Here is an 11,935-nt window from a genome sequence, read left to right as displayed (position 1 = left end):
GAGAAAAAAGCTATCTGACAATAACTTCTACTCTTCTGTTTTTTGGTTCACTGACATTGTCAGCGGTCTTGATCAACGGATTTTCTTCACCATGAGAAGTTGTATTTATCCTGGATCGTTTTATACCGTTTTTAGCAAGAAGTTCTGCAATGGCCTGGGCTCTTCGTGTGGAGAGAAGAAGGTTATACTTTCGGTCACCCGCTGTGTCCGAATGACCAATCACGCTTATATCCTGGGATTTTTCCTCCTTTATTGCTGTAAGAACGGCTTTCATTATTGTAAGTGAAGGTGTCGTCAGTTGGGTGGAATCCCGGTAAAAATAAAGAATAAAGTGCTTTGGTGGAGCGGGGAGGACAGAAAGAATCTGCCCATATTTTTCATCGATTTCGGTGGCAGAGAGTATCCCTGGTGAAGTCGGTTGTGATTCATGTCCGGCAATGGTTGCTGCTTCTCCAGGTTTATTGATTTCAAGAGAACCCGCGGTATTGCTGACAACAACATGTCCCACTTTGCCGTTCGGGTCTGGGAGGAGAATTACGGTTGTTTTACGGGCACATCCCGACATGACCAGCAGGAGCAGCAGAAAAATGGTAATTGTCTTTAACAGTCTGTTTTTATTCATGATAATTGTCTGGAAGTGTGCAAGTTTTGTTTCAGTTTACTGTAATCAGCAGTTTTGTTCCCCGTATTCCAAGTGTTGCATCCGGGGTTTCAAGTTTGACCTTTTTGGGTGCAAGTTTGGCGATCTGACCACTGATAAATGAAAAGGTTCCGTGGATCATTCTCGCCACAAAGGCCAGTTTGCTGTTGACGGGGTCGAAAAGAAAATCTTCAATTGTAATCTCGCTGTAGGGTCCAAGGGACATCACCGTGTCGTCTTCAAAGATGAGACCGACGGATGAGTCCGCTTCGGTTTTGATGAGATCCCCTTTTGAGATCTTCATATTCGGTACGAGCTGAACTGTAAAAGTTCTGGTTTTGTCAGTGACGTACGCTTTTCCTGTTACTGTTTTTACGATACCGACGGGTGGATCAATCCGGGCCGGGCAGGTCTGGACTGAAAGAAAAAGAAAAAGAAAAAAAGAGACCAGTGAGAAGAATAGTTTCATGAGCCATGTCCTTGTCAGAAATGATTGCGTCAAGATGGTACAATCATACTAACACAAAGATGTGTTGACTCCGTAGAAAAAAAAATTCTCGGGGAATATTTGTGTGTAATCTGCCTGTTCAGACGAAAATTACAGCCCGGCCGGTACGGCCGTCCACCTTCAGGGTGAACACTGTTTCTGTTTGAATATGCGAGACATATTCGCTTTCAGTACGGGACGTAAAAGTCGCAAGCCAGGAATAGTCAAGTTTTTCTCCCCGGGTTGGGTCTACATTGAGATAGTTTATACCCAGTGTCGTCAGGTTATGAAAAAAATGTGAACCCTGGGATGGCTCGGCATTGATGCGGTTATGGACGGTTTCCACGATACTGCCGACACCACAAATATCCTCCCAGGTGACAGGGATGCCGAGCCAATGGTCCGAAGAGCCCCAGCGCCCCGGACCTATGAGCAGGTATTTTCTGTTCAACCGTGTAAGTTCGCTGTTGATTTCACCGATTTCCCTTGCAATCTGAGTGGTTTTGGCCGGGTCAAAGTTTTCCGGCCTGACATAAATAATATCACACATTTCCCGGTTAACGGTATTGCCCAGTCCCCGGTTCGACACGCAGAAAGCACTGCCCACCTCTTTCTCTGTGATTTTGACTTTAAGCGTTTCCTCTCTGGCACTCATGGGGCGAATCTGCAGGACATGAAACCGGTTTTTTTCTTCAGGTTTGGTGGCAAGGTTGAGGGCAAACTCAATTTCCACAGCACAGCCGAGCTTTTCCCTGCCAAGAGTGAGTAATGTGTTCAGGATTTCAGTAAACGGGATGGTGTTATATTTCAGCAGAGAGGCAAAAGTAATGACCTGATGCCCGTTTTTTGAATAAAAATCTCTGATACGGTGCTCGGAAGGACTGTACGTACTGGAAAAAAAACGTACAGGATAATGATCAGTAACCGAATGAACCGCTACTCTGCTGAGGGTATTTGAATCGTTAATCTCCTTTTGTGGGTCAGGGTCATTCATGGTGATGGCGTAAAATTTCTTTTGTGAACCCTTCAGGATATCTTCAACAGTGGACCTCTGGGGAAGTATTTCCGGATGTTTTGGTGAGAATCTCAAGGTGTTTTCTCCCTCCATGACGGCCTTGCCGAGTCCCAGAGCTATGGAGGCAATACCGTCTTCCGTTTTCATCCGGGAAAAGGGATAATAATTGAGAGACTGGACTACCCCGGATAGGGCGGGATAAAAATAGTCTCCATACCGGCTGCCTACTGCGCGTTGAATGATAATCGCCATTTTTTCACTTTCCACTCTGTTGCCGACACGTTTGCTGAAAGCTTTCGGGGCCCGGAAATAGGTGGAAGCATAGACCTTTTTAATGGCAGTAAGCATCTGGTTGAGACGGCACCGGTCATCCGGGTGGTCGTTGGCCAGGATGTATGTATGGTAAAGTCCTGCATAGGATTTGAACTGGGCGTCTTCCAGCATACTGGAAGAGCGGACGGCCAGCGGGTAACAGGTAACTTTCAGAAAAGCCTGGATGTCGGAACGGAACGGTTCCGGAAAACGGGCCTCGAGAAATTGCTTTGTAATGGCTTCATCACTGATCTCTTCCTTGGCCAGGTCTCCCAGGTCGTTGAGCTCGATGAAGGCATCAAAACCGTCTGAGGTGAGTACCAGGGTCTGGGGGACCGAGATCTCCACATTGGAAAAACCTTCCATCAGATCCCTGTGCTGGTGCAGCATGGCAGAAAAGAACGCCAGCCCCTTGCCTTCCCCCCAGGGAGCCGTTGCCGATCTTGGTGAATTCCGTATCAGGGTCAAACCGTTTCTTGTCAAAATCAACGATAACTCCCCTCTGGCGTTGCATCCGTTGTTCCTTGATCATCTGTACCAGTTGCTGTCTGAGCATTTCCACCGTTTCGAAGGAGGTATGGCGCATGGGTCTTACCTTGCCTGCAAGTTCCACTTCTGTGAGGGTGTAGAGAAACCGGGAAAAATCATTCCGCTGGCTATGGTAGATAAAGGATTCAATGGGTATTTCCTGCATTTTCTGTTCCAGGCTGTGGAGACTGTCGGCCTTTGCCAGGATATTGCCCTGTGGGTCTCTGAAGGTAAATTCACCGAACCCCAGGTGATTGAGAAGAAAGGAACGGATCTGCCTGTTGAGAAACGGCGCATTTTTATCGATGAACGGTGCGGGAATGGATGCGGCACGGGCGGCATTGTGGGGTTCCGAACTCGTAAGCAGCAGGGGGATATCAAACCGCTCCTTTTTGATATGTTTCAGAAGACGTAAGCCCGCTTCACCGTCATGTTTATTGTTTCGTGGGTAACGAACATCGGAAATTACACCGAGAATATTGGGTTCGAACTGTTCATAAAGAGCCATGGCCTGTTCAAAGGTGTGGGCCAGCAGGATTTTCGGTCTGGCTCGCATGGTCAGAAGCCGGTGTTCCTGGTTGAGGCTGTCTTCAATGACTGCCTGAGTTTCCTTGACCAGTTCTTTATAAAGAATGGGAAGCAGTGCCGAGAGGTAGAAGGGAGAGTCTTCCACAAAGAGAATGACCCTCACATCCGCACAGTTGATATCGTCCAGGACATTGAACTGATCTTCAATGCATTTGATGATTGCCAGCAGGATATCCGCTTGCCCTGTCCAGAAAAAAATACGGTCGATGGCGCTCTGGGATCCATCTGTCAGCATATGGGATTTAAGCGGGGTTTCCTGGTGAGTGAGCACCACCACCACCATATCATGTTTTTCCTTGATGGCTCTGCCTATATTGACGATCTTATCACTGACTGCCTGGGCAATAATGATGACAAAATCAAATTTGCCCTCCTCGCAGGCGGTGAGTGCCTCTTCAGTTGAAGAAACCCAGGTCAGCCGGGGGGATGACTCAAGTTCAGCCCGCTGTATTCATGGACAATCTGTTCTGACAGCCTGCAGTCCTGTTCCATGATCCACGCTTCATAGGGGGTGGAGATAAGGAGAATATGCCGCACCTTGTGCTGCATGAGTTCATGGAAAAGTTTAAAACGGGAAGCGGCTGGACTTGCGGAATAGTGTTGTGTCATTTGTCAGTTGAGACCTCTTTTGATATGATAATTCAGGAGGTTTTCCCGAGATCCTCCTGAACATCATGGTAGCCGAAAAAGAGGGGGAGGGCAACCGGGAAGAATGTCTTTAAAAAATATTATAATATCAGTTGATTAGCCTGGATTGTTTTTTGCTCGAAAATTATTTTCAAATTGTTGAAAAAAACGATTGTAAACAAATTGTAATTTGTGTAGACACAGCTTTTATAAAAAATCAAGTGACTGTCTGAATCAGTGAGGTTGTTGAAACAAACAGTCACTTAAGCGGAAATTACACTATCAGTTCAAGGCCGGGGACGGTGGACAGACGAACTATTTGCAGGAACGTCACTAGTGATTTTCATATCGGGTTTTCCGCAACCGATAGTACGGAAAAACACGTCCGGAACAACTGCATCCGGAAAACACTTTCCAGGGGAAGGTCTTTCTCCTTTTTTCTTTCTTTTCCTTTTTTTATCACTTTTTCATTTTTACATAATTTACGTCTTTTGCAACTGGACTGTGCGGTTCAGTTATGCTCGTTAACAGAGAAGCGGAATAAGTCCGTTTCTTTTACTATCTTTACTATTGGAGAACATGGAAGATGGACAATATTAACTTTGTAACCGACAGAGATCCCCACGAGAAGGAATTTCATCAGGCGGTAACCGAAGTCATCGAATCAGTAATGCCGGTTCTGGATCAGAACCCGCTGTATCGGAATGAAAACATCATGCAGCGGATTGTTGAACCTGAGCGGGTTATCATGTTTCGGGTTCCATGGATGGATGACCAGAAACAGGTTCAGGTGAACCGTGGTTTTCGTATTGAAATGAACAGCGCAATCGGCCCTTATAAAGGTGGTCTGCGTTTTCATCCCTCCGTGAATCTGTCTATTCTGAAATTCCTGGCCTTTGAACAGGTTTTCAAAAATGCACTGACTTCTCTTCCCATGGGTGGTGGAAAAGGTGGATCCGATTTTGACCCCAAGGGAAAATCGGATACAGAGGTGATGCGTTTCTGTCAGTCGTTTATGGCTGAACTCTTTCGCCATATTGGCCCCAATACGGATGTTCCTGCCGGAGATATCGGTGTTGGAGCCCGTGAAATCGGCTATCTCTTCGGGATGTATAAAAAACTTGCCAATGAGTTTACCGGGGTTCTTACCGGAAAAAGCCTGAACTGGGGCGGCAGCCTGATTCGTCCCGAGGCTACGGGATATGGCAGTGTCTATTTCGCGTCTGAAATGCTTGCCACCAGGGGAGAGAATCTGGAAGGCAAGCGCTGTCTTGTTTCCGGTTCCGGAAATGTCGCCCAGTACACCATGGAAAAACTGCTTGACCTGGGGGCCACCCCGATTACCTTTTCTGATTCTTCAGGTTATATTTATGATGAAGAGGGTGTCGACAGAGAGAAGCTTGAGCATATCATGTATCTGAAAAATGTGATGCGGGGCAGAGTATCAGAGTATGTTGAAACCTACCCGGATGCCGTATTTGTACCTGTGGATCATGAACTGGATCACAATCCCATGTGGAAAGAGCACAAGGCCCAATGCGCCTTCCCAAGTGCCACTCAGAATGAAATCAATGGCAAGGATGCCCAGCATCTTATTGACAATGGTGTCTACGTGGTCTGTGAAGGAGCTAATATGCCGACTGTCCATGAAGGTATTGAAATCTTTGTGGACAACAAGATCCTTTATGGTCCTGGTAAAGCTGCAAATGCAGGAGGCGTTTCTGTTTCAGGCCTTGAAATGTCTCAGAATTCCATGCGGCTGAACTGGCCCAAGGATGAAGTGGACAACAGGTTGAAACACATTATGAAAAATATTCACAGGATGTGTATGGATACTGCCGAGCAGTATGGTGAGCCCGGAAACTACGTGGCTGGTGCCAATATTGCCGGGTTCGTAAAGGTTGTTGACTCCATGATTGATCAGGGAGTTGTGTAATTTACTGCCTGAATTATCCCCGGATTTACGCATAACCGTAAATCCGGGTGTTTTTTTTGTTACACCGGAAGCTTGAAAAGGTTCTCGGCAAAGTCATCAGCCGCTGTTTTTTCCTGCACAACCCAGTTGTAGAATTCTTCAACAACTTCTTTTCCGCACAACCGTGCGCCATGCTGGGGTACGATCATTTCCACGTCCAGCTGCCGAACCATCTCCACCCATTTACGACAGAGAAGATTGCTTGGAATGTACCGATTGTGGAATCCTGACATAAACGAAATATGTTTTTTAAACTCTTCGACTGTTGTAATTTTTTCCTTCTCCGGATTGATTGATGCGCCAAGATCGCTGGTGAAGAGGATTTTTGCTGTTTCGTCATAGAGATGAAAATTACCAGGAGAGTGCATGAAGTGACCAGGAACTGCCATGAGCTGACTTTCACCAAGCTGAAAGCGCATTCCTGAATCGTCAATGGTCATCACTCTCTTTTCCGAGAGCCCACGGACACAGAAGGCGGGAATGAAGCGACTCCAGAGAGCAGAAATCATGATTTGTGCCTTGCAGATGGGCAACCACAGGTTCAGGCCGGATCCTATATCGGGATCCTGGTGAGAGAGAAATATATAATCGAGACAGCCTGCGGGAATAAAGTGAGCAATCGCTCCCAGCAGGTCACGGTAGACCCGATATCCTCCGCAGTCCAGAAGCAGTCCTCTCCTGTTGTCCAGGATGAGAAACTGGTTTGACTGTATTTCTCCCGAATCAGTAAGGTCATGAAATTTAATGCATTTATGTTTTCCGTCATCATACAGAACAATTGACATGGCGCCCTCGTGAGAATTTAAGAAATGAAAGGAATACTATAAAATAAGTCTACTCATCGCTGCTGGACCATTCAAGAAAAATATAAGACCACCATGAAAAATTGCCTTTTCTCCTGTTCTTTGACCTCGAACGAAAATTCGTATTTTCCAAGGCATCCATAAATGGGCGAGGTGAAAAAAGAAACCCTTAAGGAAACGCGTCGTGGTTTCCGAAAGGGTCAGGGAGGATTGAGTTGTACTTATTTCTCTTACAGACCGTAATCTTTGCCGTATTGTTCAACGACGAAGTCTATATCCTTGTCACCTCTTCCCGACAGATTGACGAGAATAGTCTGATCGGGGCTGAGGTCTTTTGCCAGCTTTTCTGCAAAAGCCATGGCGTGGGCACTTTCAATGGCCGGAATAATGCCCTCGGTGCGGGACAGTTCAAACAGCGCATCAATTGCTTCCTTATCGCTGGCTGTTACATACTGTACCCTGCCGATATCCTTCAGCAGGCTGTGCTGCGGTCCAACACCCGGGTAGTCCAGTCCTGAGGCAACGGAGTAGACAGGCAGTGGTTCACCGTTTTCGTCCTGAAGGAGATATGACTTGAATCCATGGAGGACACCGGGTGATCCTTTTGTCAGGGTTGCCGCATGGTCCCCGTCATCAAAACCTCTGCCGGACGGTTCAACTCCAAAAATGGAGATGTCTTCATCTTCCAGAAAGGCACTGAACAGACCGATGGCATTTGAGCCGCCACCCACGCAGGCTACGAGGTTGTCCGGTAGCTTGCCATAGCGTTCCTGAAACTGTTTTTTGGCCTCACGGCCGACAACTGACTGAAAATCCCTGACCATCATGGGAAACGGATGGGGGCCAACAACGGAACCGATGGCATACAGCTGGTTGACAGGGTCTTCGAGATAGGCTTCAAAGGCAACATCCACTGCATCCTTCAAGGTCCTGGTTCCCCGGTCAACGGGTATGACATTGGCACCGAGAATCTTCATCCTGATGACATTCGGGTGTTCTTTGACGATATCAATTTCTCCCATGTAAATATCACATTCAAGACCGACAAGGACTGCGGCGGTGGCCAGGGCCACACCATGCTGCCCTGCGCCGGTTTCTGCTATGATCTTTTTCTTGCCCATTTTCTTGCAGAGAAGGGCCTCTCCCAGGCAATGGTTGATTTTATGGGCACCCGTGTGGTTCAGGTCTTCACGTTTGAGGAAAATTTTGCCGCCACCGATTTTTTCCGAGAGATTTTTCAGGTAAAAGATAGGACTGGGCCTGCCCACGTAATCCTGGTAGAGGTTGTTGAGTTCTTCATGAAAACTCGGATCTTTGGAAATTTCGGTGTAGGCTGCTGTAATCTCATTCAATATCGATTCCAGTACAGGAGGGATAAAGCTACCGCCATACTCACCGAAATAGCCCTTTTCATCCGGCATAGCCATGTTTTTAATATCGTTACTCATCTCTTTTGTCCTTTTTTCGAATAATATTTATTGAGAAGTTTCAAAGTAACCGAGTTTGTTGTTTTCAGTATCTTTGATCCCCGTGTTATTTTGCAGAGGCTGATTTTGTGTCGTGCTGCAATGGCCCTCTGGGGCTCTCCTTTGTGCAGTTCCCTGAGGAGCTGCCACCTGAGAGAAAGAGCTTCCAGCTCCTTTGGTGTGAGGAGTTCGGTCCACAGCTGCTCCATGTCATCCACATCTTTCAGCTCTGCTACTATCCGCATCAATTCTTTCTTGGCATCCATAAGTCCTTTTGGTTTCTATTGATAGAAACATATAAAGTATGCTTGAAAAAATTACAACAGAATTAATTTGCTGATTACCCATGAAACTCTGCCAGGTTGGAGAATTGATAGCCCGCGTTTCTCATCATTTCAGGAGGCGTCTGCTTCAAAGTCTTCGGCGGTAAATTGTAGTGACCTGTATTTACTGCCGAAATAGTGTAGAAGATGGCGTTGCCTGGACTGATAATAAATACGGGGCAGAATTTGCAAAACCGACCGGGGGCACACCCTGTTTTATTGCTTGTGCTTTTTTTTCAATAACCAGTCGATCAGATCCAGAGGGTTTGGCTGGATTTTTGGTGTTTTTTGTGTGTGGACAGACTGTTTTTCAGGGGAGGGGGATGTTTTTTTATCCGCTTGGGAGGAGAGGGGTTGGGAGCAAAAACAGGACGGCGGTGGGTAAAGGCTGTCCTGTTCATACGTTTTTCCGCTATTTTTTCAGGGAGAGTGTTGGCAGTTTTTTCTGTTTGAATTTTTTTCTTTTTGATGTTCCTTTTTTGCTTGAGTACAAGATTTAATTTGGGATCTGATCGTGGGACGGGAATACTGCCTGATTGCGGTTTTGCTTTGGTTTCAGGAATCGGAACTATTGGGTTTACAGGATCTGTACTTGCTGGCTGAATTTTGCTGAAAGGAGTTTCATTTGCTGCAACAGCATCTGTTTCACTTGCTTTTGTACCTAGATTCAAACTGTTAATTTGTTTGGGTTCAGATTTTTTCCGGTCATTTTCCAGGATGCTGTCGGCGGGGAAGGATGAAGCTGCTGTTACGACCACGGTATTTTTTTCCAGACGATTTTCTGATGGATATCCTATTGCGTCATAATCACTGTTTTGATGTGCAGGTGCCAAAGGCGATTTTATGTCATTGACAGGGGAGGGGGTTTCAGTGGTGTTTAATCGGGTTGATGGGTCATCTGCTAATCTCGGATTGGTTTTATAGTACATATAACCTCCTTCGACCAGCAGGAGCAGTAACAAGGTAACAATACAGAATTTAAAGAAAAAATGTTTGGTTTTCTGATTTTTTTCCGCTGTATCCGGTGTGGGTTTTTTCCGGGAGAGTGGGGCTTTTTTCTTTGATAGTATGACATTTCTTGTGTTTCGTGGAGCGCTGTTTTTCTGCTTTTCAGTAAAATGAAATTTTCTTATAGTCTGTTGGATTACAGCCTCATCGATAATTATTTTCTGCTCACCGCACCCGAAGTACAGGGCCAGGTCACAGAGGGCATTAATCATGACGGGATAGCCTCTGGAGAACCTGTAAATTGCTGAAATAGCGTCCCTGGTGAAAATCTCTCGGGTGGCACCGGCAACCTGTAAGCGGTGTCTCAGGTATCGGGTTGTTTTATCCAGCGAAAGTGGGACGAAATGGTACCGGATATCGGCAGACTCTTCAATCGCTGAATTCCCCGGTTGACCTACCAGGCAGATACTCAGCCGGAACGGGTCGGTGTTCTGCATCTCTGCAAGCTGGATTATCTCGGTGGTTAATTCCCGGGAAAGGAGTTGAACCTCATCCAGAATTAACAGGGTTTTTAAGTTCTCCGTAGCCCGTTTATGGAAAAATTTTATGATTTCATGACGATTGCCCATTTGGGAGGGGAGTTGAAAGGCATACCTCACCTGATTGTAGAAATCCTCAACACTGAAATCAATATTTGAAATAATGGCGGTTGAGATATTCCGGTCCATGGATTTCAGTATAGCGTGAACTGTATAACTTTTGCCTGTTCCGGTATCTCCTGTAATGAGACCTGTCTTACCGGGATTCATCAGACAGTAGTTGATAATATCCCGGGAACAGGTGTAATTCCTTCCTTCCCACAGAGATTCAGGATCGTTGCAGATCTGAAAAGGAGCTCTGTTGAGATGATAGAATTCAAGATACATGGGAAATACTAATAATTCACATTGTTGAAAATGTAGAGCATTATCTGCTGGAAGTTCTCCCGGATCCGTGACGGTTTTGTGGTTTTATTTCAAATACTACATTGAAAAAGCAGTTTACTCCTGAAGAACCCCTTTAATCGCCTGAAGAACAGGATTCACCTCATCAGTTGTATTGGGCACAAAGGATGAATGCACGAGCCTTTTCTTTACACAATCATATTGCTGCCAGCCTTTCAATGGGTAATTGAGGTCAACTGCAAGCCATTTGGGGTGACCGTGTTGCTTTAACCAGTCCATGTTTTCATAGATCAGTTGACCTGCCCGACCAACATTCTGACAGTTGGCATAGCGAAAATTAAAGGAGATAAGCACTGCTTTGACGGCAACAGTTGGGACATCTTCCTGCTGCCAGGAGTAAGTTTCAGCAGGGATCGTTGTCTGGGGATAGAAGTTGATGATCTCTTTGTCCAGTATTGACAGCAGGGACAGGTTGTCTTCAGCTGTTATTTCGCTGCTGAGAAGTTTTACAGGATAGCCAGCTACATAGAACATGGCATCAACTGTACCTTCCTTCAAGGCTTGAAGCGCATCATTTGTCCCGATCGTTATTTTTTCTGATGGCCGAATCCCCGATATTTCGAAAAGAAGCTGTGCGGTCAAATAGGTCCCGCTCCCTTCTTTTCCAATTGCAACCCTTTTTCCCTGAAGATCTGAGAAGCTCTGAAGAGTATTTTGGCCGACAAGATGGATTTCTTCGTTATACAGGGGAAATACCATTTTGATTTTTTGAGCGATTTTTTTTAAAACCGGATCTGTTTGTACTCTGGAAACAAAGGCGAGAACATCGGCCTGGACTATGCCCAGTTGGGTATTGGGTCGTTTGTAGACGGCATAAATATTTTCCACAGATCCATTTGAAGCTGAAACATCCAGGGAGATATCATTGCGCTCCAGCAATGAGGCCAGGTTCAGTCCGAATTGATAATAAGTACCTTTTGTGCTTCCGGTCACAATCCCCATGGAAGCTGCAAAGGTTTGAGTTATCGGAATGAAGAACAATAAGAAACCAAATATCAGTGCTCGTATCAATATGACCTCCAGATTGAGTTTGTGCCTGGGGATGTGTCTGTGTTATCGGGATGTTCTGTAATTTTTGAACAGAATGATGACGTGAAGACACGCCAAAGAGTCTGAAAGTAAATTCTGCTTCAATTGTATGATGGGTAAAGACAGTACTGAATAAAAAAGGATAAGTCAACCAATCTCTGTTGTTATATGGTAAAAAACAATTAATTTC

General features: G+C 45.8%; 12 protein-coding genes. 2 read left to right on the top strand and 10 right to left on the bottom strand.

From position 1 onward, the window contains the following. Positions 1–10 precede the first annotated feature (10 nt). The 4 genes from LO777_RS11240 to LO777_RS11225 form a co-directional block, all read right to left on the bottom strand. Positions 11–622: an OmpA family protein gene (locus LO777_RS11240; protein ID WP_228853997.1), complete on the bottom strand. Its 612-nt coding sequence runs from the start codon at positions 620–622 to the stop codon at positions 11–13. A 31-nt stretch (positions 623–653) separates the two neighbouring features. Further along, entirely contained in the window at positions 654–1,109 is a 456-nt protein-coding gene (locus LO777_RS11235) for a FecR family protein (RefSeq protein WP_228853996.1), read from the bottom strand. Positions 1,110–1,227: 118 nt separating this feature from the next. Further along, positions 1,228–2,820, bottom strand: a complete 1,593-nt coding sequence (locus tag LO777_RS11230) for a PEP/pyruvate-binding domain-containing protein (RefSeq protein ID WP_228857374.1) — start codon at positions 2,818–2,820, stop codon at positions 1,228–1,230. Then, entirely contained in the window at positions 2,753–3,805 is a 1,053-nt protein-coding gene (locus LO777_RS11225) for a hypothetical protein (RefSeq protein ID WP_228853995.1), read from the bottom strand. The genes LO777_RS11230 and LO777_RS11225 overlap by 68 nt, the downstream gene beginning before the upstream one ends. Between LO777_RS11225 and LO777_RS11220 the strand changes: the two genes are divergently transcribed. Continuing rightward, complete coding sequence (locus tag LO777_RS11220) at positions 3,806–3,973, top strand: inovirus Gp2 family protein (protein WP_228853994.1); 168 nt, start codon at positions 3,806–3,808, stop codon at positions 3,971–3,973. An 11-nt stretch (positions 3,974–3,984) separates the two neighbouring features. Here the strand turns inward: LO777_RS11220 and LO777_RS11215 are convergent, their stop codons facing one another. After that, complete coding sequence (locus LO777_RS11215) at positions 3,985–4,179, bottom strand: hypothetical protein (protein WP_228853993.1); 195 nt, start codon at positions 4,177–4,179, stop codon at positions 3,985–3,987. 604 nt (positions 4,180–4,783) lie between these two features. On the opposite strand from LO777_RS11215, the gene gdhA reads away from it, so the two are divergent. Beyond that, on the top strand, positions 4,784–6,133 hold the full coding sequence (gene gdhA, locus LO777_RS11210; RefSeq protein WP_228853992.1) for an NADP-specific glutamate dehydrogenase: 1,350 nt from the start codon (positions 4,784–4,786) through the stop codon (positions 6,131–6,133). Between the two features lie 59 nt (positions 6,134–6,192). On the opposite strand, the gene LO777_RS11205 is transcribed toward gdhA, so the two are convergent. The 5 genes from LO777_RS11205 to LO777_RS11185 all read right to left on the bottom strand — a co-directional run bounded on the left by LO777_RS11205 (position 6,193) and on the right by LO777_RS11185 (position 11,727). Then, positions 6,193–6,957 (bottom strand): oxygen-binding di-iron domain-containing protein, encoded by a 765-nt coding sequence (locus tag LO777_RS11205; RefSeq protein ID WP_228853991.1) that lies wholly within the window; start codon positions 6,955–6,957, stop codon positions 6,193–6,195. Positions 6,958–7,205: 248 nt separating this feature from the next. After that, entirely contained in the window at positions 7,206–8,423 is a 1,218-nt protein-coding gene (trpB, locus tag LO777_RS11200; protein ID WP_228853990.1) for a tryptophan synthase subunit beta, read from the bottom strand. Then, positions 8,420–8,707, bottom strand: a complete 288-nt coding sequence (locus LO777_RS11195; RefSeq protein WP_228853989.1) for a Trp family transcriptional regulator — start codon at positions 8,705–8,707, stop codon at positions 8,420–8,422. Before LO777_RS11195 ends, trpB begins: the two co-directional genes overlap by 4 nt. Positions 8,708–9,015: 308 nt before the next feature. Further along, complete coding sequence (locus LO777_RS11190) at positions 9,016–10,638, bottom strand: ExeA family protein (RefSeq protein WP_228853988.1); 1,623 nt, start codon at positions 10,636–10,638, stop codon at positions 9,016–9,018. 114 nt (positions 10,639–10,752) lie between these two features. Then, positions 10,753–11,727 carry a TAXI family TRAP transporter solute-binding subunit gene (locus LO777_RS11185; protein ID WP_228853987.1) on the bottom strand — a complete coding sequence of 325 codons (975 nt, stop codon included), beginning with the start codon at positions 11,725–11,727 and terminating at the stop codon, positions 10,753–10,755. Between the last annotated feature and the right edge of the window lie 208 nt (positions 11,728–11,935).

It is taken from the genome of Desulfomarina profundi, from assembly GCF_019703855.1.
Classification (GTDB): Bacteria; Desulfobacterota; Desulfobulbia; order Desulfobulbales; family Desulfocapsaceae; genus Desulfomarina; species Desulfomarina profundi.
This window is presented reverse-complemented; position numbering and strand designations above follow the sequence as displayed.

Bases quoted from the DNA above. Each gene is read 5' to 3' on its own strand.
- LO777_RS11205 (WP_228853991.1), bottom strand. From the start codon at position 6,957: ATGTCAATTGTTCTGTATGATGACGGAAAACATAAATGCATTAAATTT.
- trpB (WP_228853990.1), bottom strand. From the start codon at position 8,423: ATGAGTAACGATATTAAAAACATGGCTATGCCGGATGAAAAGGGCTAT.
- LO777_RS11230 (WP_228857374.1), bottom strand. From the start codon at position 2,820: ATGGAAGGTTTTTCCAATGTGGAGATCTCGGTCCCCCAGACCCTGGTA.
- LO777_RS11220 (WP_228853994.1), top strand. From the start codon at position 3,806: ATGGGATTTAAGCGGGGTTTCCTGGTGAGTGAGCACCACCACCACCAT.
- LO777_RS11235 (WP_228853996.1), bottom strand. From the start codon at position 1,109: ATGAAACTATTCTTCTCACTGGTCTCTTTTTTTCTTTTTCTTTTTCTT.
- LO777_RS11225 (WP_228853995.1), bottom strand. From the start codon at position 3,805: ATGCTGACAGATGGATCCCAGAGCGCCATCGACCGTATTTTTTTCTGG.
- gdhA (WP_228853992.1), top strand. From the start codon at position 4,784: ATGGACAATATTAACTTTGTAACCGACAGAGATCCCCACGAGAAGGAA.
- LO777_RS11215 (WP_228853993.1), bottom strand. From the start codon at position 4,179: ATGACACAACACTATTCCGCAAGTCCAGCCGCTTCCCGTTTTAAACTT.
- LO777_RS11195 (WP_228853989.1), bottom strand. From the start codon at position 8,707: ATGGATGCCAAGAAAGAATTGATGCGGATAGTAGCAGAGCTGAAAGAT.
- LO777_RS11240 (WP_228853997.1), bottom strand. From the start codon at position 622: ATGAATAAAAACAGACTGTTAAAGACAATTACCATTTTTCTGCTGCTC.
- LO777_RS11190 (WP_228853988.1), bottom strand. From the start codon at position 10,638: ATGTATCTTGAATTCTATCATCTCAACAGAGCTCCTTTTCAGATCTGC.